Genomic DNA, 24956 nt, shown 5'->3' with positions numbered 1-24956 from the left:
CTGGTATGGAAAACAGAACACCGTGAGAGACCCGCCACCTGCCTGCTCACAACAGGCGGATGACGAGAACGGGGATCGTTTTGTGCATGCCGCCCCGCAACCGGGTGGGCGAGGTTGCGGCACTGAGGTTGGAGAGGCTGGTGAAAACGTCCGTCAATGGTGCGCCGCAATGGCATCTGCAGCCCGAGGCGAACCGGACCCTTGTTACATTGTCCGGGGACTGGATTGCACAGCAGGGCCATCTCCCGGACTTTCCTGAATCCGGGTTCAGGGATGTGCCGCACGGCGAACCGGTTGAATTCAGCACCGACCAGCTTGGCAAATGGGATACCTCGCTGATCAGCTTCCTGTGGGAGCTCAAGCGCACCGCACGTGAAGACAACGTGCAGCTACGCATCGATACCCTGCCCGAATCCGCGCGCAAGCTGCTCGACCTGCTGCCGGAAATTCCGCCCACGCCCGCGCCACCACCACCGCATAAATTCCAGCCTGTTACCGCCGTGGGCCAGCTCACGCTCGATACGCTCAACGAGGTCGGCTGCGTGAGCGAAATGGGGGCGGCCGCCGCCAAGGGCGGGTTTGCCGCCCTGGTGGGTCGAGGCATGATGCGCACCGTGGACCTCATGTCCGACCTGAGTGCGGCGGGGCCTGCGGCGCTGCTGATCGTGGGCGTGGTCAACTTCCTTGTCGGCGCGATCCTAGCCTTTGTGGGGTCGGTGGAGCTGCATAAATTCGCAGCCGACATCTATGTGGCGAGCCTTGTGGCCATTGCCATGGTGCGAGAGATGTCGGCGGTGATGACGGCCATCATCATGGCCGGCCGCACCGGTGGCGCCTATGCCGCGCGCATCTCTACCATGCAGGCCAATGAGGAAATCGACGCGCTGCAGGTATTCGGCATTCCGGTTTCAAGCTACCTGATCCTGCCCTCGGTGCTGGCGCTCGCCTTCACCATGCCGCTGCTTTACCTCTATGGCTGCCTGATCGGCATGCTCGGCGGGTTCTTCGTCTCCTACATCATGCTCGATGTCTCGCCGCTGGGTTATTTTCATGAAACCCTGCAGGCGCTGCCACTCGACCAGTTCACCTTCGGTTTCATCAAGAGCTTCGTGTTCGGCACCTTCATCGGGCTGACAAGCTGCCGCATCGGCCTCAAGGCCGGGCGAAGTGCGGCCGATGTGGGCATCGCGGCCACCAAGGCCGTGGTGGTGGGCATTGTGGGCGTGATCGCGCTCGATGCGGTGTTTGCGGTTATTGCCAATGTTATCGGGATCTGATCGCCATGAATAACCAGATGCCCTCCACCGATGACCGCCCCGTCATGATCGACGTGAATGACGTGACGCTGGCCTTCGGCCCGCGCGTGATCCAGCATGATGTTTCGTTCCAGGTGCGGCGCGGCAGCATCTTTGCCGTGATGGGCGGCTCGGGCTGCGGCAAGAGCACGCTGCTCAAGAGCATGATCGGCCTGCTGCGCCCCACCCACGGCACCTACATGGTGCAGAAGGACAATTACTGGGCTGGCGATGATGACAGCCGCGTGCGGATCGGGCGGCGCTTTGGCGTGCTGTTCCAGAGCGGGGCGCTGTGGAGCTCGATGACCGTGGGCGAGAACGTGGCCCTGCCCATGCAGATGTTCACCAAGCTTGAACCGCATGTCATCCGCCAGCTTGTGGAACTCAAGCTCGGGCTCGTGGGCATGCTGCACGCCATTGACCAGTATCCATCCGAGCTCAGCGGCGGCATGCGCAAACGCGCGGGACTGGCGCGCGCCATGTCGCTCGACCCTGACATCCTGTTCTTCGATGAGCCTTCTGCCGGTCTTGACCCCATTACCTCGGCCAGGCTGGATGAACTGATCCTGAACCTGCGCGACGGACTGGGAGCTACGATCATCATCGTCAGCCACGAGCTTTCCAGCCTGTTCCATATCGCCGATGATGGCATCTTTCTTGATGCCGAGCAGAAAACCGCCATCGCCCACGGTTCGCCCACCTGGCTGCGCGATCACTGCACCGACCCCACGGTGCATGCCTTCATGCACCGTGAGCAGCTGGACAGTTCCAGCTCCCATGGAAACGGGTAAGGCGGATGCCCGGCAGGCAGACACTGATTGGCGCGGTCGTGCTCGGGGTGGCGGCCCTGGGGCTTGTCGTGCTGGCGGTCAAAGGCGACCTGCCCCTGCCCGGTCGCAGCAGCGAGGCCGTGGTGGTGTTTGAAAGCCCCACGAACGGGCTGGATATCGGCTCGCCGGTCAATTTCCGCGGGGTGCCGGTGGGTGCGGTCGAGCGGATCACGGTCAAGGTGGACCCGGTCGATCACCACACCTACATGCCGGTCTATATCCTGTTCGACCCGGCCCATGCGCCAGGGAGGGGCGACCTGCCGCCGCTGCCGCAACTCGTGGCCAACGGGCTGCGCGCCGACATGACGCTGCACAGCCTGGTCACCGGCCAGACCGAACTCGACCTTGACCTCGACCCTGAAACGCCCGTGCGCCTGCACCCCAACCTGACCGACCTGCCCGAAATACCGATGGGCCAGACCGCGCTGCAGCAGCTTGAGGCGATGATGATTTCCACCTCCATGGCGGGGCTGCGCCATGACCTCGCCACCGCGCTGGCCAGCGTGCATAAGCTTGTGGCCGACGTGAACGCCACCGTGCCGGGCATGATGACCAGCATTCATGACACATCGGCGCGAAGCGAGATGGCGGTGCGCCAGATCCGCGCCACCGTCATTGACGCGCAAAACCGGGCCAGCGTGACCATAAACAAGCTGGACCGGTTGATTGCCACCAATACCCGCCAGTTCGAGGGGCGCCGTGCCGAACTGCTCGCACTCATTGCCAACACAAGGCAAACCATGGCGCAATCGCGTGAAACCCTTGCTGGCCTGCGCGCCCTGCTCGACCCGCAGTCCCGTGACATGCTCAACCTGAATGATACGATGCGTGACGTAATGGAAGCCGGCTACGGGCTGCGCGGATTCGCCAATGAAGTCGAAAGTAATCCGCAACTTCTGCTGATGGGACGCAATCAATGAAAACGCGCCAGCCCGCCCTTTCCCTTTCGCGCCTGCATCCGGCCCTGCGGGCGGGTGGTGGCCTGCTGCTGTCAGCCATGGTGCTGTCGGCCTGTTCCTCGGCCCCCGTGCGCTTTTACACGCTGGGCGCGCCCGCCATCGCCACCGGCGCGGAAACCACCTCCACCACCCCCATTACCGAGAGCACGCCGGTCATCGAGGTCGAGCGGACCCGCCTGCCTGATTACCTGGACAGCCAGGACATCATGGTGCGCAATGGCCATGAGATCGAGCGTAGCGGGCTCGGCCGCTGGGCCAGCCGCCTTTCCGTGGGGGCAACCGACCTGATCACGGCGCGGCTTGCACAGAAATGGCCGAACCTGTTCGTGACCGACCAGCCCCAGCCCGACCGCCCCACCTGGCGGCTGCAGCTCAATATCAGCCGCCTTGATGTGAGCCGCGATGGTTCCTCCGCGCTGAATGCGGACTGGGCCATCATTCCGCAGGATTCGCGCCAGCCCATCCAGCGCAACCGTACCATCATTCTGGGCAGCGGGGCGACTGGCAGCAATGACAACATTGCCAAGGTGACCGAGGGTCTGCTGAACCAGCTCAGCGACCGCATCGAGGCAAGCTGGCCCACGACGGCAGCGCAACCTGCCACCAGCACTGGCCATCATGGACGCAACTGAGGCCTGTTTAGGGTAAAGCCTGTTTGCAGCAGGCTTTCAGGAACGCCGCCTTTTTGAAAAAAGGCGGCACCCAGAAACTTTGAGCTGTTTTAATCCGGTTCACCATGGATCGTTTTCGGGCGTCCATTCTGGCGATCAGATCCGTAGTATTAACGATGGCCGTTAGCGGTAACTTTCTCAGCTCATCAGTAATATCAAAACGTTTTTGGTGAAGCTTTTTCCAAAAACTTCAGGAAATGCTGACCGCTTGAAAAACGCGGCTTTTGCCATGGGCAGGAAGACGGCACGGAACCTTGAAGGGTGCCACGCATTGGGTTCGCTATGGTTTTGTCATTGCGGGAGTATGCCCTTCATGCCGTGTATCCGTTCCCTGCTGCGTGCCTTCGTGCTTCCTGTCGCGCTCATGGGGCTGGCGGGCATGAATGCGGCATGGGCGGAAGGCGGGCCGGTCATCCTGGCGCAGCATCCGGGCACCGAACTCGACCGGCAGGCCCGGCTGCTGGTCGCGCCCGACCTGCATGATGCCGCCATGCAGAATGAACGCCCGGTGCTGTTGACCGGCTCGGGCCGCCTGTCGGATGATCCGCCGCGCACGGCGCTGTTCGTGCAGTTGCAATCGGCCAGCCTGTGCGGCTCGGCGGGGTGTTCCACCTCCGTTTACCTGCCGGACGGGCGTAAATGGATACAGATCCTTGATTCCATCAGCGGTCCGATCACTATCACGCCCGAGCTGCATGAGGGCATGCATGACCTGCTGGTCGATGGCACGGATCGGTGGATCTGGAACGGCACGACCTATACCGACACGCAGGCTACTGCCGAACCTGCCCCGCCCCGATAAAAGGCAGTAAAGACAAAAGTTTTTGGTAAAGCTTTTTTCAAAAAGCTTTGAAAGACGCCGCCTTTTTGAAAAAAGGCGGCACCCAAAAACTTTTACTTTTCCAAACAATTACCAAATAATGGCATTATTATTTTACTTGTTATTGATATGATAATTTATTTCAATGATGTAAATACATCAATTGTGAAATATTATTGCATCAAGATGCCAATATTTCCCTAAAACATACCCTGATGACAATAACATTTTTCATGATTGTCTGGAACAGTTCCCGCCCCGTTATTGAAAACAGCTATTACAGTCCGGTCATCATTCCTGAAAATGACATGCGCACAGCCAGAGCATGATGGCCACAGTCAGGATAACGATTTGGGGGAAAGCTGGAGCGGGTGAAGGGAATCGAACCCTCGTATGCAGCTTGGGAAGCTGCCGTTCTACCATTGAACTACACCCGCAGGCCCGCCCTCTATACTGCACAAGCATGGCAGATGCAATCACCCCTTTACAGGTCAGGCCAGCAGTTGACGCACCCGGCCCTGATCCGCAATAAGCATGCATGTCCGGGCAAGGTTGCGTCCGGGCCCTCGTGATTTGATACGGCCGGCTTGCGGCGAGGTAAAACATACGCGCTAAAGAGGCCTGATCCCGCCGGTGACAGGGCGCGGGCATCATGGTTTCCACGGTCGTGCACCGCCTTTCGGGCCAGTGCCGGGCATCAACCGGCAACTGGCCTGCCTTCACACCACCCTGTTTGCAGGAACTGCCACCCACCATGACTGACCAGCCCGACCCCAAATCCTTCCGCCCCGCAACGCGCCTGATCAATGCGGGCCTCGAGCGCACGCCCTATGGCGAGACCAGCGAGGCGATGTTCCTGACCTCCGGCTTTGTCTATGACAGCGCCGAGCAGGCCGAAGGCACCTTTACCGGCGATGTCTCGCACTACCAGTACACCCGCTTCGGCAACCCCACCGTAGCCAATCTCGAGCGCCGCCTGTGCGACCTTGAGGGTGCCGAGGCCTGTGCCCTGACCTCCACCGGCATGGGGGCCGTCTCCTCCGCGCTGCTGGCACAGGTGCGCGCGGGCGACCGCGTGGTGGCCTCGCGCGCGCTGTTCGGCTCGTGCCACTGGATCGTCTCCGAACTGCTGCCGCGCTACGGCGTGGAAACGGTATTCGTCGATGGCGGCGACATGGCGGCGTGGAAGGAAGCACTCAGCAAGCCCACCCGCGCGGTCCTGCTCGAAAGCCCCTCGAACCCCATGCTCGACGTGCTCGATATCCGCATGATCTGCGACCTTGCCCACAAGGTGGGGGCGACGGTGGTGGTCGATAACGTATTCGCCACCCCGCTGTACCAGAAGCCGCTCGAACTCGGGGCCGACGTGGTGGTGTATTCATGCACCAAGCACATTGACGGGCAGGGCCGCGTGCTCGGCGGCGCCGTGCTGGGCACGGAAAAATGGATCAACGAGGTGCTGCGTCCCTTCCAGCGCAATACCGGCAACAGCCTCTCGCCGTTCAATGCGTGGGTCATGCTCAAGAGCATCGAGACCCTGGCCCTGCGCGTGAACGCCATGACCCAGAACGCGGCCAAAGTGGCCGACTTCCTAGCCGAAGCCCCCGGCATTGCCCGCGTGTTCTACCCCGGCCGCAAGGACCACCCGCAATACGAACTGGCCAAGAAGCAGATGGCGGCGGGTTCCACGCTGGTGGCGTTCGAGGTCGAGGGCGGCAAGGCGGGGGCGTTTGCCTTCATGAACGCGCTGCGGCTGATCTCGATCTCGAACAACCTTGGCGATGCCCGCTCGCTGGTCACGCATCCGGCCACGACCACCCACATGAAGCTGGCCCCTGAAGAGCGTGCCCGCCTTGGCATTACCGATGGCGCGATCCGCTTCTCGGTCGGGCTGGAAGATGCCGATGACCTGATCGATGACCTCAAGCGCGGCCTCGCGGCGCTGGCCAACCGGTAAACGCAGGAGCGTCGCCACCATGAGCAAGAACCGGCCTTTCCTTCCCCCCGGCGGGGAAGGTGCTGACGCCGCACTGGGCGAGACACTGGACAATACGCCGTGTTTCGAGGCGACGACCGACAGGGTGCGCGTGGTGGTCCAGACCTTCTGGCTCGATGACCAGTCCGAACCCGATGAGCACCGCTATGTGTGGGCTTACCGGGTGCGGATCGAGAACCATGGCGACACGGCGGTGCAGCTCCTGCGCCGTAGCTGGCGCATCGTGGACGGGCAGGGCCGGATCGAACGGGTGGAAGGCGAAGGTGTTGTGGGCGAGCAGCCCCTGATCGACGCCGCCGCCAGTTTTGAATACATGTCAGGCGCAGCGCTTGAAACGCCAACCGGCTTCATGGGCGGGCAGTACCACATGATCCGCCCTGCGAGCCGCGAGCATTTCGATATCAGCATCCCGGTGTTCAGCCTCGACAGCCCGCACCACCCGACCATCCTGCATTAAGTTTTTCCTTCCGTGGCCTGTCCCTGCCGGGCAGTCCCCTGCAACAAGAACCCACAGCATGACCCCCATCGATTCCCGCCCCACCCGCACGGAAGCAGAAGAAGCCGTGCGCACCCTGCTGCGCTGGGCGGGCGAAGACCCCGACCGCGAAGGCCTGCGCGACACGCCAACCCGCGTGATCAAATCCTATGGTGAATTCTTCGCAGGCTATGCCGAAGACCCGGTGGACATGCTGCGCCGCACCTTCTCCGAGGTGGATGATTATGACGAGATGGTGCTGCTGCGCGATATCCGCGTGGAGAGCCATTGCGAGCACCACATGGTGCCCATCATTGGCGTGGCCCACGTGGCCTACCTGCCGCGCAAGCGGGTGGTTGGCATTTCCAAACTGGCCCGCGTGGTCGATGCCTATGCGCGGCGCTTCCAGATCCAGGAACGCCTGACCGCACAGATCGCCAACACCATCAATGAAGAACTCCAGCCCTATGGCGTGGGCGTGGTGATCGAGGCGGCGCACCAGTGCATGACCACACGCGGCGTGCACCGCCCCGGTGTGTCGATGGTGACCAGCCGCATGCTTGGCACGTTCCGCACCAACTCCGACACGCGGCGGGAATTCCTGTCCATTCTCAACCGCCCGGCCATGAGCAGCGCGGGAATCTGAATACAGTGAAAAGTTTTTGGTGAAGCTTTTTTCAAAAGCTTTGAAAATAACGCCGCCTTTAAAAAAAAGGCGGCGCCCAAAAACTTCTATCCGCTTTTAGCCAAGCGTAACCTTCGCGCCCAGCACGGCAATGAACTGCGCAAGCCACGCCGGGTGCGCGGGCCATGCGGGTGCGGTGACCAGCATCCCATCGGTCACGGCAGCATCTATGGCAATATCGGCATAAACGCCGCCCGCCAGTTCCACATCGGGGCGGCAGGCGGGATAGGCGGAAACCCGCCTGCCTGAAATGACACGGGCCGCAGCCAGAAGCTGGGCGGCATGGCAGATCGCGGCCAGAGGGCGATCGGCAAAGGCGCGGACGAGTGTTATCACCCGCGCATCGAGTCGCAGATATTCCGGCGCGCGACCACCGGGCAGGATCAGGCCTGCGTAGTCGGCGTGGTTGATGGACTCAAAATCAGCATTAAGCACGAAGCGGTGGCCCGGCTTCTCGCTATAGGTCTGCGCACCCTCGAAATCATGGATGGCGGTCAGCACGTAGTCGCCCTTTTTCTTGCCGGGGCAGACCGTGTCGACCGTGTAGCCGAGCATGGTCAGGGCCTGGTAGGGCACCATGATCTCGTAATCCTCGATATAGTCACCTGCCAGCAACAGCAGTCTTTTCGTGCCTGTCATGCCTGTTCTCCCTGACCTGCTTCACCGTGATTGATGCCGCCTTCGTGCACGGAGGCGACGCTTACAAACCGTTATCCTTTTACTTCGCCTCAGTCCTCATCGCCGGGGGGCAGATGCTCACGCAGGCGGGGCATGAGCTCAACAAAATTGCAGGGCACATGACGGCTATCGAGTTGCCAGACCAGAATGTCATCCCACCCGTCCTTCACCGCGCCGGTCGACCCGGGCAGGGCGAACAGGTAGGTGCCCCCCGCAACGCCTGCGAGGGCGCGGGACTGGATGGTGGATGTGCCGATCTTCTGGTACGACAGCATGCGGAACAGTTCGCCAAACCCTTCGATGCGCTTGTCGATCACCCGCTCAAAGGCTTCCGGCGTAACGTCACGCCCGGTAACGCCCGTGCCCCCGGTGGAGATGACGACATCGACCTGCGGGTCGGCAATCCAGCCCGACAGCGTAGCCGCAAGCTGGTCCGCATCATCGGGCACGATGGCGCGCGCGGCCACTTCATGGCCCGCCGTGGCAATGCGGGTTGCCAGTATATCGCCCGACCTGTCGGTTTGAGGCGTGCGGGTATCGGATACCGTGAGCACGGCGATGCGAACGGGCAGGAAAGGTTTTTTCATATCAAGGCGTGACATGGGGCCATGTTCAGCATTCCAACGGGGTTGCGTCAACGGGCGGCCGGGCGGAGTACGCTATCATTGGCCCGGGCAGGGCAAATGAGTAATATGTGAGAACAAACACAAAAATCTGATGTATTTGTGCATTGCACAAAAAAACATCGTCAGGAATAGTAACATTTTATATAAATCTATTGATATAACAAAAAAAATATCTTTACCAATATTTTGCAAAACATTAGTTCTTATACAATTCCCCTGCCAAGGTTTAAATTCGGCATGAAATATGCTACCGATATGCGAATGACCCGAACATTTATCCGCTCTTTTGCGCTGCTCCCCCTGTTTCTTCTTGCTTTTTTCACCTGTGGCGAAGGCGGTGCCTGGGCACAGGCCATTCCGGGGGAAGGCCAGGGCGTGGTTGGCGCACAGCCGAGCCTCAACATCAACGCGCGCCGTAATGCGACGGTGCAGGATCCGGGGCTATTCTACAGCGCACCCTACGGCAACCAGCATTTTTTTGGCGACTGGGCCGGGATTCAGCCCTATCTGCAGAAGCACGGCGTGCATATCGAGGCCGACGTGCATGAGGAACTGGCAGGCAACTTTCACGGTGGCGCGCAGAAAGGCGTGACCGATGCGGGCCAGGTCGGCGTGGAAATCGATATCGACTGGCACAAGCTGGCTGGCGCGCCCAAGAATTTCTGGACCCATACCATGATCGTGAATGGTCATGGCCGGAACGAAAGCACGGACAACATCCACGATTCGCTTGGTGGCGTGCAGCAGATCTACGGTGCGCGTGGTAACGTGGTTGCCCACCTTGTGTACATGTATGCCGAACAGTCACTGTTCCATAACCGGCTCGACATCAGCGCGGGCTGGATTCCGGTGGGCAGCTTCTTTGCCGCCTCCCCCCTGTTCTGTGACTTCATGAACGTGTCGATCTGCGGCAATCCCGCGCCGGGCAAATACGTGCCGGGCGGGCGCGACTGGCCATCGGGCAACCTTGGCGTGGTGATGCGCGTCATGCCCACGGTCGATACCTACATCATGGCCTCGATGTTTGCCGTGTCCCCACATTCCTATAACGGTGGCATCTCGGGCTGGGCCTGGGCGCAGAGCGGGCTGGGCAAGTTCTCCACCCCGGTGGAATTCGGCTGGCTGCCGGAATTCGGCAAAAATCACCTCGCCGGTCACTACAAGGCGGGCTATGGCTATGACAACTCGCAGTACAACGACCTGTATTCCGACATCAACGGCAACTCCGCCGTGCTGACGGGCCAGCCCTTCCGCAAGCAGTCAGGCGTCAGCACCGCGTGGTTCCAGGCCGACCAGATGTTCATCCGCAACGGCAAGGGCCCGACCAACGGCCTGATCGCGCTTTCGGGCTTCATGTATACATCGGGCAAGGTCTCGGCGATGAAATACCACGCCTGGGCCGGCATGGTGGAAACGGGCGCCGCATGGGGCCGCCCGCTCGATACGGTGGGCGCCATGTTCCATTATTTCGAGATGAGCCGCGCCTCGGTGCTGCAGCAGGAGTCCTCGGTGCTGGCGGGCACGCCTTACCTGACCAACCAGTGGGGCAAGACCTGGGGCATCCAGACGCATGAGGATGTGTATGAAGTTTTCTACAACATCCATACCGCGCGCGGCATGAGCTTCCAGCCGGATTTCCAGTATATCAACCGCCCCGGCGGCACCACCACCTATCATGATGCGGCGGTGATGGGCCTGCAGTTCAACTGCATTCTCTAACCCGGCCTTCATCAATACGCGCCCAGGCGGTATGGGGGAGGGATCATGACCGATCCCGCCCCCCTTTACCGGCTGGCCCACGCAGCGCTGGCCGAGTACCCGCTGCGTGATGCGCAGCCCAGCCTGCTTTCCATTTCAGAAAACGTCGTCTTTCGCATCGACACCCCATCCGGCCCGCGCCATGTGCTGCGCCTGCACCGGCCCGGCTATCATACCGCCGCCGAGATTGGCAGCGAACTGGCCTGGCTCGATGCCCTGCATGCAACCGGGCTGGACGTACCCCGGCCCCGGCCCGGCCGTGATGGCGGGCGCATCCGCACCCTTTGTGGTGCTGATGGCATATCCCGCCATGCCGTGCTGTTTGACTGGATGGAGGGCACCGAACCCACCACCGATGTCGATCCCGCCGCCTTCGCCCGGCTGGGGGGCGTAACGGCCCGCCTGCATGCCCATAGCCGACAGTGGCAGCGCCCGCCCGGCTTCACCCGCAAGGTCTGGACCCCTGCCACCATGACCGGCCCCGATGCCCTGTGGGGCCGGTGGCCCGACGCGCCGGGCATGACCGATGCCGGGCGCGACCTGATTGCAGGCTGCCTGCGCACGGTTGCGGCGCAACTGGCGGAGTATGGCACCGGGCCTGCACGATTCGGGCTGATCCATGCCGACCTGCGGCTGGCCAACCTGCTGATCAGCGGCACGCATACCCGCCTGATTGATTTTGATGACTGCGGCATCAGTTGGTTCATGCAGGACCTGGCGGCAGCGCTGAGTTTTTACGAAGACCATCCGCAGGCCCCGCGCTGGGTTGACCACTGGCTGAGTGGTTATGGCACCACGGGCGCGCTGACGCAGGCTGACCTCGATATTCTGCCAGCCCTCGTCATCCAGCGCCGCATCCAGCTTCTGGCGTGGACCGGCACCCACGCCCAGACCCAACAGGTACGCAGCCTTGGCCGGGACTGGACCGGGCGCACATTCGCCCTGTGCCAGGCATGGAAGGACGGGCGACTCCTGCGCCATATCGGCTGAGACACAGTTTGAAACAACGCATTGATAAAAATGATAAAAGTTTCCGGGTGCCCGCTTTTTGAAAAAAGCTTCACCTAAAACTTCCTTATGATTCCTAAGATATTTTCCGGGCTGGTTTTCCAAACAGCCCCGGAGGATCAGGATGCACTGCCCGTTTTTTTGGCCAGACGACAAAATTTAGATAATTTTTTAATTCCTGCGGGTCGATAAAGCGCCCAGATTACTTTTCGGAAAGGTTCCAGAGGAACGTGGTCCTATTCCTGAGTTTCATATGATAAATTAAATGTGAACGAAAAAACGAGCTTTTCGGATCAGTATGTCTTTTATGCCTCAATTCTGACATGTATGAAAATTAGGTAATGTGTCGTTCGGTTAATAATCCGACTTACCGGAGCTTGTCCTGTCCTTGGCACATAACGGAAAAACAGCAATGACCCCTGCAGTTGATACGATCGCCCCGTCTGCCGCAGCTTCGCCCATCGCAGCCGGTGCCCTGCCGTTAGTCACGGATGAAATCCCGACCCGGTCCCTGACCACACGGATGATCCATGCCCGCCACCGCCGCGCGCTGCTCGATTATGCCCGCACGCTCGACACGGCAACCGATCCGTCCTGATCCTTCGCCTATCTGAGACCGAATAGCGCCCGGCAACCACGACAAAAATCAAACTTTGTCATTTTTTACAATTCAGGGTTGCCCGAAGTGCCAGTTCCTCCACCGCGTAACGGGTGGGGGTTGTCAGGTTTTCCGGCAGGGCATCGCGCGCGAACCAGCGCGGCCCCTCATGTTTGTCCGGCTCCATCAGCCGCGGCTCACCCTGCCAGGACGTAACCAGATAAACCGGGGAAACCCAGAAATGCCCCGCCGTGGTGTCGCGTTCCTCCACCAGGCATAAAAATTCCGGGGCCTCTACACGCAACCCCACTTCCTCCTCAATTTCGCGGGCCATTGCCTGGCAGGTCGTCTCGTTTGCATCCACCTTGCCGCCGGGCAGGCCCCAGCACCCCGCCTGCGGCGGACGCAGGCGCCTGAGCAGCAGGATGCGCCCTTCCCCATCAATAATGGCAGCGCCACAGCCCACGCGCGGGCCGGTCTGTCCGGTCATGTCAGCCATCCTTTTGCAGTTGATGCATGGCCCATACAGCAAGGGGGCGCCCGTAGGCACCCCCCGCTTTCAGGCCATGACGGCGTGCATGTTTCAGCGCGCGGCAGGCGGCCGGGCATTGGCAGCCGCAACGCGCCGCCCCCACGAGATCAGGTCGCTCGTGCAGTCATCACGGTCGATCTGGCATTCGATCAGGGTCGGGCCTTCCTTGTTGGCGAGGGCTGCGGCAATCGCCTTTTCCATCTCCGCACCCGTGGTGGCGCGGAAGCCCAGTCCGTGGCCGTCCTCGGCGTTGAACACCTTCATCAGCCCGGCATAATCCCAGTTCTTGACGTTGTTGTAAGGGCCGTCATGAATCTGGACTTCGATGGTGTAGCCGCGGTTATTGACCAGGAAGATGATGACCGGCAGCTTGAGCCGCACCATCTGGGCCACTTCCTGCGCGGTCAACTGGAAGGAACCATCGCCGATCATGGCGATGATGCGCCGCTCCGGCTCGGCCACGGCGTAACCGAAGGTGGCGGGCACGGACCAGCCGATATGGCCCCACTGCATCTCCAGTTCCACGCGCGCGCCACGCGGCAGCTTCATCTGCATGGCGTTGAACCACGAATCGCCCGTCTCGGCGATGACCGAGGTGTTCGATGTCAGCAGCGCCTGGATCTGGCGCGCCATCTCGGCGCGCACCAGCGGGGCATCGGGGGCGGCAGGTACCATCGGGGCCACGGGGGTCTTGATGCGGTTGTATTCAACCAGCGTCGCATCCTTTTTGGGCTGGCCCTTGATGCGGGCGATCAGCGCATCGATCACGTCGCGCAGATGCACGCCATCATAGGTGGTGCCTGCCGCCTCGATATGCCGCGCCTCCATCAGCGCCACGTTGTCGCCCTTGGGCCACGCGGTCCAGCCAACGGTGGAGTAGTCATTGAACACCGGGGTCAGGCACAGCACGCCATCCGCCCAGTCAAAGATCTGCTGCGCGCCGGGGCTGCTCACATCGCCCCAGTAGGTGCCGGCATAGGCCGGATGATCCTCGTGGAAGAAGCTCTTGGCCGCCGCCATGCTCACCACGGCGCAGCCCAGCGCATCGGCCAGGCGGATGGCCGCTTCCTCGCAGCCCGCGGCCCGCAGGCGGCTGCCAACCAGAATGATAGGCTTCTTGCGGGCATCAAGGAAACGGGCCAGCGCATCAACTGCCACTTTCAACGTGGCGGGGTCGGACGGCACATCGGCCAGGATGGCGCTGACCGGGCCGGGGCGCGAGCAGGGCTGGGAGGCAACGTTACACGCAATCTCGATATAGGCGGGCTTCTTCTCGCGCAGCGCCGTGCGGATGGCGTGGTCGATCTGCACCGGCGCATGCTCGGCCGCGGTGATGGACACCGCCGCACAGGTCAGGCGCTTTGCAATTTCAAGCTGGTAGCCATAATCCGGCGTGCCGGTGGTGTGGTGCAGGATATGCCCGCTGCCGTGGTCGTTTGAATTGGGCGCGCCCGAAATCAGGATGACCGGCAGGTTCTCCGCATAAGCGCCGCCAATGGCGTTGAGTGCTGACAGAGCGCCCACGCTGAAGGTGACAACCGCAGCACCCGCCCCATTGGCGCGGGCATAGCCTTCGGCGCTGAAGCCGCAGTTCAGTTCGTTACAGCAATAGACCTGGCGCAGACCCTCGATTTCAAGAAGCTGGTCGAGCAGGACGAGGTTGTAGTCACCCGCAACCGCGAAATGATCCTTGAGCCCGATCTGCGCCAGGCGTTCACCAAGGTAATGGCCAACTGTATATGTCATTATGACAACTTTCCTTCCCTTGCGTGGCGGGCGCGGCAGGCCGCGCCCCTCCCCCATCGGGGGGAGGATCCACATGAATGGCCCGCAGCCGGGCCATCATGCCAAAAGCATGGTAAGGCTGTTCGCGCCTTACCCTACGCTTTCGGCAACCCAGTTCCGGCGCTTGGTCGCCTGACCAATGCCGGGGTTGAAACAGTTGCACGGATCAAGCTGGCGGTAATGGGCCAGCACGTCCTCGGGCGCCTGATAGAGATGACCGAAATTATGCTCCGCCGGATAGCGCGCGCCGCGCCTGTCCAGGCCAGGCAGCATGCGGTGCTCGAGCGCGATACAGTCATAACCCTTACGCACCACGTAATCCTGATGCATCACGTGGCACAGGAAATGGCCGTAGTACAGCTTGACGATGATCTCGTCCTCGATGTCCTTGGGCAGCACCTCGAACCACTCGCGGTCGTTACGGCGCAGCGCCACGTCAAGCGCCACGATGTTTTCGGTCGTGTCGGTATGGACATTGCGGTAACGCACGGCAGCGCCCGCGGCTGCAAAGCGGTGCAGGAAGGCCTTGGCCCCTTCATCGGGCGTGCATTCGAAGAATTCGCCTTCATGCGTGGCGAAATGGCTTTTGAGGAAGTCACGCGCCTCCTGCGCGCCCGAGGCGCTGACCTTGAGCATGAGATGATGCTCGAAGCGGTCGCGATAGTCCCGCATGCGCGCGGGCAGGTGCTGCGGAAAGAAGTTGCTCATGAACTGCATGAACCGGTCGCTGAAATGCTTGGGCAGGAACCCGATTTTATCGGCCAGTCGGTCGAACGCATTTTTCATGGCGAACATGGCGGGCAGGCGGCTGGTGCCGATCATGCGGATGATGACGAAGGTGTCCTTGCCGTATTTCTCGGCAACGTTGAACGCATCGCGGTGCAGGTATTCGCCTGCGATCGGCAGTTCCTTGAATTCCGACAGGATATGCCGGCGCACATCTTCAAGCACATCGGTCTGGTTGGTGCCCATGTAGAAGACGACCGGGTCCTTTTCCGCCTCGAACGTGTCAAGCCGCACGGCAAACAGGCCGAGCTTGCCCGCACAGCCTGCCCCTTCGTGCAGGCGCTGCAGGTCGGCGTTGAAGCGGGCGGGCGTATCGGCGTTCACGTCGCGCACATGGGTGGCGTAGCCATCATCATGTCCGCGGCCAGCCTGCCAGTTGATGCTGGCATCGGGGAAGTTGCCTTCCTCCGCGCGTTTGAGAATTTCCTCGGGGTCGGCGCCGAGTTCGATGCCAAGGTGGTTGACGAGTTGCAGCTCACCCTGCGGCGAGACCTGGGCGAACAGCGCCATGTCGGTATAGGCCGGGCCACGGCGCACCAGCGCGCCACCCGAATTGTTGCTGACCCCGCCAAACACCGAAGCGCCGATGCATGATGAGCCAATGACCGAATGCGGCTCGCGCCCGATGGGCTTGAGCATGGTCTCGAGCTGGTCAAGCGTGGCACCGGGCAGGCACACCACCTGCTTGCCGCCACCAATGAGGTGAATCGTGCGCATGCGCATGCTGTGCACGATCACGATATCACGGTCATAGGTGTTGCCATCGGGCGTGGAGCCGCCGGTCAGCCCGGTATTGGCCGCCTGCATGATCACGATCACGCCTGCCTTCACGCAGGCCTGCAACACGCGCCACTGCTCCACGAGCGAGCCGGGCATGACGACCGCAAGAGCGCGCCCCTCACCAAAACGGAACCCCCGCCTGTAAGGAAGGGTCGCCCCATCCTCGGTCAGCACATGGTGGTTGCCCACGATCTGCTGGAGTTCCGTAACCAGTTGCGCGCCCGTTGTGGATGCCATGTCCTGTGCCGCTTTCAGCATTTTTACTTTTCCTCGGTGCATTCCCTCACGCCCGCATGCCTGTCACGGCCTGGGGGCATTCGTGAAATGATGTTTTGTAGTCTGGCATGTTCCGCATCGGGCGACGTGCGCATAAAATGCTGATGTCGCATGCCCAAACAGAACGGCCCGCCCGCCGGTCAGGGCGTGGCGGGCCGGTTTGAAATACGCCGGGCCGGGTTTTACGCCGCGGCCGAGGTCTCGCCAAGGGTTGCCAGCGGCTTCATGAGCAGATGGTTCTGCGAGTAATCCACCGGCACCGAAATCACGACCGGGCCTTCAATGTCCATGGCCTCGCGCAGGGCGCCCGCCACGCCATCGGCGGAATGGACGGCAATGCCGTGCGCGCCGCACGAGCGGGCGAACATGGCGAAGTCGATCGGCCCGAAATCCACGCCAGAGCCGCGACCGTACTTCTTCTTCTCCTGCATCTCGACCATGTTGTAGGCCTGATCGACCCAGACCATGTGGATGAGGTTGCACTTCAGCCGCACCGCCGTTTCCAGCTCCATGCACGACATCATGAACCCGCCATCGCCCGAGATCGAGATGACCTTCTGCCCCGGATTGACCAGGCTTGCGGCAATGCCCCACGGCAGGCCCACGCCCATGGTCTGCTGGCCGTTGCTGATCAGCATCTGGCGCGCGCGGAAGGACAGCAGGTAACGCGCCAGCCAGATGTGGAAGGTGCCCATGTCGAGGCACATCGTCACGTCCGGGGTCACGAACTGCTCAAGCTCACGCACGATCTGCAGCGGGTGGACGGCGGTGTTGGACGTGCTGCGCGCGCCCGACAGCGCGGCAAGACGGGTGGCGTGATACTGGCTCAGGATCTCTTCAAGCTGCGGCGCGCGCGCAAGCTTGCCAGCCTGTGCCGCCAGCGCCTTGATCGACGCTGCGATATCGCCAATCAGCTCGACAGCCGGGTCATAATGCGTGTCAAGCTCGGCGGCGACGACATCGACATGCACGATCTTGCGGCCGTTATCGACATTCCATAGCCACGGATCATATTCGATCGGGTTGTAGCCGATCGAGATCACGAGATCGGCCTCATGCAGCAACTGGTCGCCCGGCTGGTTGCGGAACAGGCCCACGCGGCCGCCAAAGCGGTCGGACAGTTCCTGCGATACCGCACCGGCAGCCTGATAGGTGCCAATGACCGGCACGCCCGTAGTCGCCACCAGCGCGCGCACCGCATCGGACACGTCGGGACGGCTGGCCAACAGGCCGAGCAGGATGACCGGGCGCTGCGCCTTGCGGATCAGACCGAGTGCCTCGTTGATGGCCTCGGCCGGGGCCGCGCCATTTTTGGGCAGTTCGCGCCCGGCCAGCACCTTGCCTTCCGCCGGCATGGACAGGATATCCATCGGCGTGCTGACAAAGGCGGCGCCAGGGCGGCCGCTCTCGGCAAAGCGCAGCGCGTTGGCGATGGATTCCGACACGGCGGCAGGCGAGGTGATTTCCGCGCTGTATTTGGTAATAGGCTGGAACAGGGCCACCGTATCCATGCTCTGGTGGGTCAGCTTGAGGCGGTCAGCCAGCTTCACCGCGCCACCAATGGCCAGCACCGGGTCGCCTTCGGAGTTGGCGGTGGCGAGGCCGGTCACGAAGTTCGAGGCGCCGGGGCCGGATGTTGCGATGGCAACGCCCGCCTTGCTGGTCAGACGGCCAATGCCACCGGCAATGAAGGCGGCATTCTGCTCATGGCGGGTCACCACCGTCTCGATCGGGCTGTCAACCAGCGCGTCGAACAGGCGGTCCACCTTGGCACCGGGAATGCCGAATACGTGGGTCGTGCCGTGCGCCACGAGGTTGCGCACGATCATGTCCGCCCCGCACTCAGGCGCGGCCGATTGGGTCTTGTCAGTCATTGTTCCAGCTATCCTGAAAGATTATGTGCCGCAGCCTTGGCCGCCGGGCAGGGAAGTGACGGGAGGGGCTGCCCCCTCAACCGCCCTCGGCCACGCGAATGGCCTCGTGAATGTTCTCGGGTGAAAGATTGGCCTTCGCGAACTGCTCGGTGCGGGGCAACTGGATCTCGACATCGGAGATGATGCCCACCTCCAGCCTGCCCTTGAGCACGGCGTAATCGGTCAGGTGGCCGCCACGGCGCCCGTCTTCGGTCAGGAAGTGCAGGTGATAGCCCGCCACGTTCACGCCCTGCATGTAGCCCGGCGTGCGGAAGCCGAGCATGGTGCCGGTGGCCGCGCCAAGCTGCATGGTCGGCTGGCGGCTGACCACCTCGAGCATGGGCGGGTACGGGTGGCACTGGCAGAACACGGTGCGGGTCTCGACGCGCTCGAACAGGCCGGTAAAGCGCACGGCGGCAAACAGGTTGGGGTTGTTGACCAGACGGTCGACAATCGCCTCGAAGCCTTCCTTGTCCTGGGCCGTGTCGATCATGTACTCCTTCTCCGGGTTGAAGAAGGTGACGCAGGCGAACGGGGTCTTGAGGTCGCCGGGCACGCGGCCGGCCTGCCCGTCGGCGCGGAACTGGTGGATGACGCTGTCATTGACGATCATCTCGCCATCGAGCGCGTTGAACGTGCCAAGGCCGAAATTGCCGTGCTGCAGCAGTTCGTCAAGCGTGGTTTCCCCATCATAGACGGCATCGAGCAGCGCGGCCATGGTGGAGGTCTGGTACAGGCGGTTCATGCGCGGACGCACACCCGTCGCGTCAGCGGCGCTGGAGCGGGTATCGATATCGCCTACCGAGTAGCATTTCAGCTTCAAGACCTGGGTCTCCTGCAACGGGGCGGCGGCGCAGTAGCACGGCCTGCTTCCCGATCATGTGTAGATGGCACGATGATGGTGCGGCACGCCGTTCAGTACGTCCAATATATATTCAAGGGTATTTCCATATGTAAAATATATGGCACGGCACGGGTTGCAGGGCCGCCCCACGGGGCTTGCGGCTTGCCCTGCCCGCGCCCCGCCTGCATTGTGAACGGTCAATGAACAGGCAGGATGACCCGATGATGAAACCCCTCCACATGGCGATTGCAGCCCTGGGCCTGACCGGCGTGCTCGCGGGTGCTGGCATAGCCCGCGCTGACCAGCCCGACCCCAAGCCCCCCTATGGCCCCGGCGCCTATACGGGCGAGTGGACGGCGCTTGGCCTCCAGCCCGTCACCATCACCGCCAACAAGGCGCTTGGACCTGCGGCGCGGCTTTACCTGAAGCTGCCGAATTCGCTGGGCAAGATCACGGGGCTGACGGGCCGCACCATCGAACTGAAGGTGCAGGATGATACCTCGCTGCGCTCGGTCAATGACGACCCGCGCACCGTCTTCCGCCTGACCTCGCCCAATGCCGCCGACCTGCAGATGCAGGGCGCCAAGCCGGGCCAGAAGCTGGACCTGCCGCTCAGCCGCGCGGACTGAGCCAGAAAAAAACCCCCGTGGCCGGATGCGCTCACGGGGGCTGGTGGTGTCAGTCCTGCGCGCTGGTCAGCAGGCCGCGCAGGCGTGAACGCAGTTCGTTTTCACGCGGGATGCTGATCGCCTCGCGCAGGCGCAGCATCTGGCGGCGGGCGGCGTAAAGCTGGTCTAGCAGCGAGAGCACCACCGGCATGCCTTCGTCATTTATGCCCATGTCATCGCGCAGTTCGATGATCAGCCGAGCCCGCGCCTCGTCAATCTCGCGGAACAGATAATGCCCCGGCGCGCCCTCGGGCCGCAGCCAGTCGCTGTCGATCCATGCCTGCACGTCCTGCTGCGGCACGTTGCCGATGCGCAGGCACAGGGTCTCGATCGTAATCATGCTTTCTTGTCCTCCGCAGGCTCCGCCTTCCCGGCTGCCGTGTCATTGCGCAGGAATTCCTCCAGCGCCGGGTCAATCTTGCCCAGTGTCACGACCAGCTTGACATACAGGTTGCCCGCCTCGGTCTTGCCATGCGCCTTGACCCCGCGCCCGCGCAGGCGCAGCACGCTACCGCTGTCGGAATGGGCGGGCACGTTCATCTTCACCGACCCCGCGGGCGTGGGGATGGTGATGCTGCCGCCAAGAACCGCCGTTTTCAGGTCCACCGGCAGCGACATGCGGATGTCATTGCCATCACGCGTGTAGGTGCTGTCGGGCGCCACGGTGATGGTAATCAGCGCATCGCCCGCAGGGCCGCCCTGCTGCCCCGGATCACCCTTGCCGCGCAGGCGCATGACCTGGCCATCGGTAATGCCGGGGGGGATCTTCACGTCAAGCTGCGTGCCGCCGGGCAGCGTAATCCGCTCCGTGCCGCCATTGACGGATGCAAGGAAGCTTACGGTCAGGGCATACTGCCGGTCCGCCCCCTTCATCGGCCCCTGCGGCCTGCGGCGGAAGCCACCGCCGCCACCACCGAACATGCCGAAGATGTCGCCAAGATCCTCTTCCGAGAACTGGCCGCCACCGTAATGGAAGCCCTGCGGCCCTTCGGCATGGTCGCGGTAACCGCCGCCACCGCCAAAGCCGAAGCCTTTTTCCTGCCCGGTTTCATCAATCTCGCCGCGGTCATAGCGCGCGCGCTGCGCCTCATCGGACAGCAGGGCGTTGGCCGCCCCGATGGCCTTGAAGCGTTCCTCGGCCACCTTGTCGCCGGGGTTGAGGTCAGGGTGGTACTTCTTGGCCAGCTTGCGGTAGGCCTTGCGGATATCATCCTGGCTGGCCGTGCGCGTCAGGCCGAGTACTTCGTATGGATCCTTGCTCACTTAAAAATCATCCCTCCGTCAGGAATGGGCCAGCCCGGCCATGCGCCACGCCCCTGCCCCCTGAACACCATCAATACAGCCTTGCGGCCCTTCATGCTTCAATAATGGGAAGTGGGGCAGGCAGGGTCAATGAAGGGTGAGGAAATCTTCGATCCACGCATGGCTGGCAGAAGAAAATAACACAACAGGAACTTCAAAATAACATCTTTTGTATTTTTAATTCATGCAAAAATGAAGTATTTCCACAATGCAATAGAACTATAAAAAAGACCACGCCAGATGCATGCCGTTTTCATCACCCTTGCATTACTGACCGTTACCGGGATCAGCAGCCTGATTTCGCGCGTGGGGCGCATTCCCGTGCCCCTGCCCCTGATCCAGATTGCAGTGGGGGCCATAGCGGCCCTTGCGGGACTGAATATCGGCTTCGACCCCGACATGTTCCTGCTGCTGTTCATTCCGCCACTGCTCTATGCCGATGCCTACCGCATGCCGATGCGCGAGTTTGGCGAGCTGCGCAACATCATCGTCATGATGGCGCTGGGGCTTGTGGTGTTCACCACGCTGGCGTGCGGCTACTTCATCCACTGGCTCATTCCGCCCATCATGCTGCCCGCGGCCTTCGCGCTCGCCGCCGTCATGTCGCCCACCGATGCGGTCTCGGTGGGCAGCATGATCGAGGGCGGGCGCGCGCCCGCGCGCGTGGTGCACATCCTGCATGGCGAGGCGCTGCTCAACGATGCCTCGGGGTTGGTATGCTTCAAGTTCGCGGTGGCGGCGGCCATGACGGGGCTGTTCTCGTTCCAGCAGGCGCTGGGCAGCTTCATCTTCATGGCGACGGGCGGCATCGTGATCGGCATCGTGGTGGCGTGGGCGGCATGCCGGGCGGAGCACATGCTGCTGGTGCGCGGCTATGACGACCCGCCCACCCACATCACGCTGGCCATGATGCTGCCCTTTGGCATCTACCTGCTGGCCGATGCGGTGCAGTGCTCGGGCATCCTCGCCGCCGTGGCCGGCGGCATGACGGTCAAGTTCACCGGCGTGATGAACGAGGCCCGCACCGAAACCCGCCTCAAGGCCACCACGGTGTGGGACATGGTGAACTTCACGTTCAATGCCGTGATCTTCCTGCTGCTGGGGCTGCAACTGCCTGATCTGGTGAGCGGGGGCGCCGCCATTGCGCGCGCGGGCGGCATCTCGCCATGGTTCCTGATCCTGGCCATCGTGGGCATCCAGCTCATGATGAGCCTGATCCGCTTCGCATGGATCTGGATTTCCATTTCCGCCCGGCGGCTGTTCGCCCATCTGCGCCACCGCAACACGGTCATCCCGTCCGCGCGCAACGTGCTGCTCATGACCGTGGCGGGCACGCGCGGGGCCATTACGCTGGCGGCCGTGCTGTCGCTGCCGGTGGCAACGCTGGCGGGACCGGGCTTTCCGGGCCGCGACCTGCTGGTAACACTGGCGGCGGGCGTGATCATCTGCTCGCTGGTACTGGCAAGCGTGGCCATTCCGCCGCTGCTGCACGGCATGAGCACCGATGAGGACGACCCCAGCCTGCACGAACTGGACATGATGCGCATAGAACTGGCGCAGACCGCCATCGAGGCCCTGCATGCCGAGCAGGCCGTGCTGGCGCAGCAGGAACTCGACACCATGCCCGATGGCTCGGAAAGCGTGGATCTCAAGCAGGAAGCCATTGGCCGCCTGCTGCACGAATACCAGGACACGCTGCGCAGGCTGGACAATTCCCGCGCGGCGGAAGCCAGCATCCGCGCCACCGCCATCCGTGAAAAGCGGACCGAACTCGCGCTGCGCTTCCGCCTCATCCGCCACATGCGCGAACGCCTGCACATGCGCGTGGTGCAGAAACTCATCAATGACGAGACCGAGCTGACCATCAATCAGGAGCTTGATTTCATCGAGCAGGAACTCCAGATCGAGGCCCGCTCCCTGCCCCGCCCCGATGGCCTGCCGCATGCCAGCACCCATGATGGCGCAGCCCTGCCTGAAACGGGATGCATGACACCCGCCCTGACAGACTGATAAAAGAGCCTCTACCCCGCCCCCGACAGACCGAAACTGCAAGAGGAACCGCCCCATGCTGCTGCGTATCCGTATCCTGCTGGCCTGCCTGTGCCTCGGCACCGTCGGGGTGGCGGGCGCACAGGCCCGCTCGCACCACTTCAACGTGCGCGAACACCACCCGCACGGTAACTCGCCCTATGGCGATATCAGCGGTTTCATTCCTGCCGTCAGCGAAAAGGACCCCCTTTACGTCGCGGCGTCGCAGCGATGCCAGAGCAAGGCTGGCGTTGGAGCCGCCGCTAGCGGGAACAGCGGCTCCGCCCAGACATGGGTCGGGTCGGGGCATATGGGCTTTTACGCCGAATGCATGGTCGAGGCCGGGGCATGGAAAACCCGCTACAGCACCAACGTGGGGGCATCGGTCGACCCCTGAGCCCTGCCGTCAGCGCAGCAGGGCACGGGGCAGCGCCCGTCAGGCGCCCGGAGGCGCCATGAAGCCGGGGCCAACCGGGTCGGGAATGCAGCGCGCCAGGATCGCATCGATCTCGCGCCGGTCATCAGCGCTCAGGTGCCAGCCCATTGCATCGGCCACGGCGGCGATCTGGTCGGGGCGGCGCGCGCCCCACAGGGCAATGGTCGGCCCCTGGTCCAGCACCCAGCGTATGGCCAGCGCGAGCAGCGACTTCCCATGCTTTTCACGGGCGAAGTCCTGCAACTCGCGCACGGCCTGCAGGTAATGGGCAAAACGGGGCGGCTGGAATTTGGGGTCGGCGCTGCGCAGGTCATCGGCGCCGAATTTCGTCTGTGCCGTCATCTTGCCTGACAGCAGTCCACGGCACAGCGGGCCATAGGCGAGAATGGCCAGATCGTGCTGGCGGGCATAGGGCAGGATGTCGTGCTCCATCGCGCGCTCGAACAGGTTGTAGGGCGGCTGCACGGCACAGAGCGGCGCGAACTGCCTGAATGCCTCCATCTGGGCAATGGAGAAATTGCTCACCCCCAGCGCCAGCACCTTGCCTTCGCGCACCAGGGCCTCGAGCGTGCGGGCGGTTTCTTCCATCGGCACCGAAGAATCGGGCCAGTGCACCTGATAGAGGTCGATGTAGTCAGTGCGCAGGCGGCGCAGCGAATCCTCGATTTCCTTGCGGATGCGCGCGGGTGATGAATTGCGGAAGGGCTTGTGGTCATCCTTCCAGTCAAGCCCCACCTTGGTGGCGATGGCCACCTTGTCGCGCCGCCCAACCAGGGCCTGGCCCACGATCTCTTCCGAATGGCCAAAACCATACACGGGCGCGGTATCAACCAGCGTTATGCCTACATCGAGGGCTTCGTGGATGGTGGCGATGGCATTGCGGTCATCCGGGCCGCCCCACATCCACCCGCCAATGGCCCATGTGCCCAGCGCAATGCGCGAGACGGGCTGCCTGAGCCCCCGGATCTGGATGGTTTCCGTAACAGGCGCCTGCGTCATGAAGTGCTCTCCCTTGAAGTAAAACGGTCGTGGCGATGGCGTGACCGCCAGACTGAAGAGTGTGCCACGACACGACACGCGGCGTTACCCACCCCCACGAAGCGGCGGCATGCATGCCCGCGTGCCCTGCACAACACCCGGCGCGTGGCGGCGTTGCGTTCTTTTTCGGGCTGGAAAGGGGCGCACCCCTTCCGCAAGGCCGGTCCGC

24 protein-coding genes, 1 tRNA gene and 1 riboswitch are annotated in these 24956 nt (G+C 62.4%); of the genes, 14 read left to right on the top strand and 11 right to left on the bottom strand.

The features are described from left to right. Positions 1–86: 86 nt before the first annotated feature. The 5 genes from QEG70_RS13440 (at position 87) to QEG70_RS13420 (ending at position 4557) form a co-directional block, all read left to right on the top strand. Positions 87–1277 (top strand): ABC transporter permease, encoded by a 1191-nt coding sequence (locus QEG70_RS13440; RefSeq protein WP_187353251.1) that lies wholly within the window; start codon positions 87–89, stop codon positions 1275–1277. 5 nt (positions 1278–1282) lie between these two features. Beyond that, positions 1283–2086 carry an ABC transporter ATP-binding protein gene (locus QEG70_RS13435; protein ID WP_308721140.1) on the top strand — a complete coding sequence of 268 codons (804 nt, stop codon included), beginning with the start codon at positions 1283–1285 and terminating at the stop codon, positions 2084–2086. Between the two features lie 5 nt (positions 2087–2091). After that, entirely contained in the window at positions 2092–3045 is a 954-nt protein-coding gene (locus tag QEG70_RS13430) for an MlaD family protein (protein WP_308721139.1), read from the top strand. After that, on the top strand, positions 3042–3716 hold the full coding sequence (locus QEG70_RS13425; protein ID WP_308721138.1) for a PqiC family protein: 675 nt from the start codon (positions 3042–3044) through the stop codon (positions 3714–3716). The genes QEG70_RS13430 and QEG70_RS13425 overlap by 4 nt, the downstream gene beginning before the upstream one ends. 352 nt (positions 3717–4068) lie before the next feature. After that, the gene (locus tag QEG70_RS13420) at positions 4069–4557 is read left to right on the top strand and encodes a hypothetical protein (protein ID WP_308721137.1); all 489 of its coding nucleotides are present in this window, start codon (positions 4069–4071) and stop codon (positions 4555–4557) included. 381 nt (positions 4558–4938) lie between these two features. Here the strand turns inward: QEG70_RS13420 and QEG70_RS13415 are convergent. Continuing rightward, a tRNA-Gly gene (locus tag QEG70_RS13415) sits at positions 4939–5012 on the bottom strand. 118 nt (positions 5013–5130) lie between these two features. Next, positions 5131–5211: riboswitch (SAM riboswitch) on the top strand. Between the two features lie 118 nt (positions 5212–5329). Between QEG70_RS13415 and metZ the strand changes: the two genes are divergently transcribed. The 3 genes from metZ to folE all read left to right on the top strand — a co-directional run bounded on the left by metZ (position 5330) and on the right by folE (position 7692). Further along, complete coding sequence (metZ, locus tag QEG70_RS13410; RefSeq protein ID WP_308721250.1) at positions 5330–6532, top strand: O-succinylhomoserine sulfhydrylase; 1203 nt, start codon at positions 5330–5332, stop codon at positions 6530–6532. A gap of 85 nt (positions 6533–6617) precedes the next feature. Next, entirely contained in the window at positions 6618–7028 is a 411-nt protein-coding gene (gene apaG / locus QEG70_RS13405; protein ID WP_061272983.1) for a Co2+/Mg2+ efflux protein ApaG, read from the top strand. A gap of 58 nt (positions 7029–7086) precedes the next feature. Continuing rightward, entirely contained in the window at positions 7087–7692 is a 606-nt protein-coding gene (folE, locus tag QEG70_RS13400) for a GTP cyclohydrolase I FolE (protein ID WP_130730725.1), read from the top strand. Between the two features lie 96 nt (positions 7693–7788). Here folE and QEG70_RS13395 read toward each other — a convergent pair whose 3' ends face one another. Further along, positions 7789–8370: a DJ-1/PfpI family protein gene (locus QEG70_RS13395; protein ID WP_308721136.1), complete on the bottom strand. Its 582-nt coding sequence runs from the start codon at positions 8368–8370 to the stop codon at positions 7789–7791. Positions 8371–8459: 89 nt separating this feature from the next. Next, entirely contained in the window at positions 8460–9011 is a 552-nt protein-coding gene (moaB, locus tag QEG70_RS13390) for a molybdenum cofactor biosynthesis protein B (protein WP_308721135.1), read from the bottom strand. A 261-nt stretch (positions 9012–9272) separates the two neighbouring features. Here moaB and QEG70_RS13385 point away from each other — a divergent pair, with 261 nt between their 5' ends. From QEG70_RS13385 to QEG70_RS13375, 3 genes are all read left to right on the top strand, one after another. Further along, a complete protein-coding gene (locus QEG70_RS13385; protein ID WP_308721134.1) occupies positions 9273–10754 on the top strand; it encodes a carbohydrate porin in 1482 nt (493 codons plus the stop codon). A 45-nt stretch (positions 10755–10799) separates the two neighbouring features. Then, complete coding sequence (locus QEG70_RS13380; RefSeq protein WP_308721133.1) at positions 10800–11783, top strand: phosphotransferase enzyme family protein; 984 nt, start codon at positions 10800–10802, stop codon at positions 11781–11783. Between the two features lie 430 nt (positions 11784–12213). Then, positions 12214–12399, top strand: a complete 186-nt coding sequence (locus QEG70_RS13375; RefSeq protein WP_130730729.1) for a hypothetical protein — start codon at positions 12214–12216, stop codon at positions 12397–12399. Between the two features lie 58 nt (positions 12400–12457). Here QEG70_RS13375 and QEG70_RS13370 read toward each other — a convergent pair whose 3' ends face one another. The 5 genes from QEG70_RS13370 to budA form a co-directional block, all read right to left on the bottom strand. After that, positions 12458–12889: an NUDIX domain-containing protein gene (locus QEG70_RS13370; RefSeq protein WP_308721132.1), complete on the bottom strand. Its 432-nt coding sequence runs from the start codon at positions 12887–12889 to the stop codon at positions 12458–12460. A gap of 93 nt (positions 12890–12982) precedes the next feature. Further along, complete coding sequence (locus QEG70_RS13365) at positions 12983–14677, bottom strand: alpha-keto acid decarboxylase family protein (protein ID WP_308721131.1); 1695 nt, start codon at positions 14675–14677, stop codon at positions 12983–12985. A 129-nt stretch (positions 14678–14806) separates the two neighbouring features. Further along, positions 14807–16540 carry a D-lactate dehydrogenase gene (dld, locus tag QEG70_RS13360; protein WP_308721130.1) on the bottom strand — a complete coding sequence of 578 codons (1734 nt, stop codon included), beginning with the start codon at positions 16538–16540 and terminating at the stop codon, positions 14807–14809. A 200-nt stretch (positions 16541–16740) separates the two neighbouring features. Then, positions 16741–18432 carry an acetolactate synthase AlsS gene (alsS, locus tag QEG70_RS13355; protein ID WP_308721129.1) on the bottom strand — a complete coding sequence of 564 codons (1692 nt, stop codon included), beginning with the start codon at positions 18430–18432 and terminating at the stop codon, positions 16741–16743. Between the two features lie 76 nt (positions 18433–18508). After that, positions 18509–19312 carry an acetolactate decarboxylase gene (gene budA, locus QEG70_RS13350; protein WP_374762607.1) on the bottom strand — a complete coding sequence of 268 codons (804 nt, stop codon included), beginning with the start codon at positions 19310–19312 and terminating at the stop codon, positions 18509–18511. Positions 19313–19536: 224 nt separating this feature from the next. Between budA and QEG70_RS13345 the strand changes: the two genes are divergently transcribed. Further along, the gene (locus QEG70_RS13345) at positions 19537–19944 is read left to right on the top strand and encodes a hypothetical protein (RefSeq protein WP_308721128.1); all 408 of its coding nucleotides are present in this window, start codon (positions 19537–19539) and stop codon (positions 19942–19944) included. 49 nt (positions 19945–19993) lie between these two features. Here the strand turns inward: QEG70_RS13345 and QEG70_RS13340 are convergent, their stop codons facing one another. Both QEG70_RS13340 and QEG70_RS13335 read right to left on the bottom strand, forming a co-directional pair. Then, on the bottom strand, positions 19994–20323 hold the full coding sequence (locus QEG70_RS13340; protein WP_308721127.1) for a chaperone modulator CbpM: 330 nt from the start codon (positions 20321–20323) through the stop codon (positions 19994–19996). After that, complete coding sequence (locus QEG70_RS13335; RefSeq protein WP_308721126.1) at positions 20320–21246, bottom strand: J domain-containing protein; 927 nt, start codon at positions 21244–21246, stop codon at positions 20320–20322. The genes QEG70_RS13340 and QEG70_RS13335 overlap by 4 nt, the downstream gene beginning before the upstream one ends. A 279-nt stretch (positions 21247–21525) precedes the next feature. On the opposite strand from QEG70_RS13335, the gene QEG70_RS13330 reads away from it, so the two are divergent. After that, entirely contained in the window at positions 21526–23295 is a 1770-nt protein-coding gene (locus QEG70_RS13330) for a Na+/H+ antiporter (protein ID WP_308721125.1), read from the top strand. Positions 23296–23350: 55 nt separating this feature from the next. Beyond that, complete coding sequence (locus QEG70_RS13325; RefSeq protein WP_308721124.1) at positions 23351–23710, top strand: hypothetical protein; 360 nt, start codon at positions 23351–23353, stop codon at positions 23708–23710. Between the two features lie 39 nt (positions 23711–23749). Here QEG70_RS13325 and QEG70_RS13320 read toward each other — a convergent pair whose 3' ends face one another. After that, positions 23750–24748, bottom strand: coding sequence for an aldo/keto reductase (locus QEG70_RS13320; RefSeq protein ID WP_308721123.1), 999 nt, complete (start codon positions 24746–24748; stop codon positions 23750–23752). Positions 24749–24956 lie beyond the last annotated feature (208 nt).

Origin of the sequence: Komagataeibacter xylinus (genome assembly GCF_031081985.1) — a bacterium.
GTDB lineage: Bacteria > Pseudomonadota > Alphaproteobacteria > Acetobacterales > Acetobacteraceae > Komagataeibacter > Komagataeibacter xylinus_E.
The sequence above is the reverse complement of the archived record's forward strand: the minus strand, read 5'-3'. Positions and strand labels throughout refer to the sequence as shown.

Excerpts from the sequence above, each read along its gene's own strand:
- QEG70_RS13425 (WP_308721138.1), top strand. The coding sequence starts at position 3,042 with ATGAAAACGCGCCAGCCCGCCCTTTCCCTTTCGCGCCTGCATCCGGCC.
- QEG70_RS13435 (WP_308721140.1), top strand. The coding sequence starts at position 1,283 with ATGAATAACCAGATGCCCTCCACCGATGACCGCCCCGTCATGATCGAC.
- alsS (WP_308721129.1), bottom strand. The coding sequence starts at position 18,432 with ATGACTGACAAGACCCAATCGGCCGCGCCTGAGTGCGGGGCGGACATG.
- QEG70_RS13440 (WP_187353251.1), top strand. The coding sequence starts at position 87 with ATGCCGCCCCGCAACCGGGTGGGCGAGGTTGCGGCACTGAGGTTGGAG.
- QEG70_RS13340 (WP_308721127.1), bottom strand. The coding sequence starts at position 20,323 with ATGATTACGATCGAGACCCTGTGCCTGCGCATCGGCAACGTGCCGCAG.
- moaB (WP_308721135.1), bottom strand. The coding sequence starts at position 9,011 with ATGTCACGCCTTGATATGAAAAAACCTTTCCTGCCCGTTCGCATCGCC.
- QEG70_RS13385 (WP_308721134.1), top strand. The coding sequence starts at position 9,273 with ATGAAATATGCTACCGATATGCGAATGACCCGAACATTTATCCGCTCT.
- QEG70_RS13430 (WP_308721139.1), top strand. The coding sequence starts at position 2,092 with ATGCCCGGCAGGCAGACACTGATTGGCGCGGTCGTGCTCGGGGTGGCG.
- QEG70_RS13420 (WP_308721137.1), top strand. The coding sequence starts at position 4,069 with ATGCCGTGTATCCGTTCCCTGCTGCGTGCCTTCGTGCTTCCTGTCGCG.
- QEG70_RS13365 (WP_308721131.1), bottom strand. The coding sequence starts at position 14,677 with ATGACATATACAGTTGGCCATTACCTTGGTGAACGCCTGGCGCAGATC.
- QEG70_RS13380 (WP_308721133.1), top strand. The coding sequence starts at position 10,800 with ATGACCGATCCCGCCCCCCTTTACCGGCTGGCCCACGCAGCGCTGGCC.
- QEG70_RS13395 (WP_308721136.1), bottom strand. The coding sequence starts at position 8,370 with ATGACAGGCACGAAAAGACTGCTGTTGCTGGCAGGTGACTATATCGAG.
- QEG70_RS13375 (WP_130730729.1), top strand. The coding sequence starts at position 12,214 with ATGACCCCTGCAGTTGATACGATCGCCCCGTCTGCCGCAGCTTCGCCC.
- QEG70_RS13330 (WP_308721125.1), top strand. The coding sequence starts at position 21,526 with ATGCATGCCGTTTTCATCACCCTTGCATTACTGACCGTTACCGGGATC.
- metZ (WP_308721250.1), top strand. The coding sequence starts at position 5,330 with ATGACTGACCAGCCCGACCCCAAATCCTTCCGCCCCGCAACGCGCCTG.
- folE (WP_130730725.1), top strand. The coding sequence starts at position 7,087 with ATGACCCCCATCGATTCCCGCCCCACCCGCACGGAAGCAGAAGAAGCC.
- QEG70_RS13370 (WP_308721132.1), bottom strand. The coding sequence starts at position 12,889 with ATGACCGGACAGACCGGCCCGCGCGTGGGCTGTGGCGCTGCCATTATT.
- QEG70_RS13345 (WP_308721128.1), top strand. The coding sequence starts at position 19,537 with ATGATGAAACCCCTCCACATGGCGATTGCAGCCCTGGGCCTGACCGGC.
- QEG70_RS13320 (WP_308721123.1), bottom strand. The coding sequence starts at position 24,748 with ATGACGCAGGCGCCTGTTACGGAAACCATCCAGATCCGGGGGCTCAGG.
- QEG70_RS13325 (WP_308721124.1), top strand. The coding sequence starts at position 23,351 with ATGCTGCTGCGTATCCGTATCCTGCTGGCCTGCCTGTGCCTCGGCACC.
- dld (WP_308721130.1), bottom strand. The coding sequence starts at position 16,540 with ATGCTGAAAGCGGCACAGGACATGGCATCCACAACGGGCGCGCAACTG.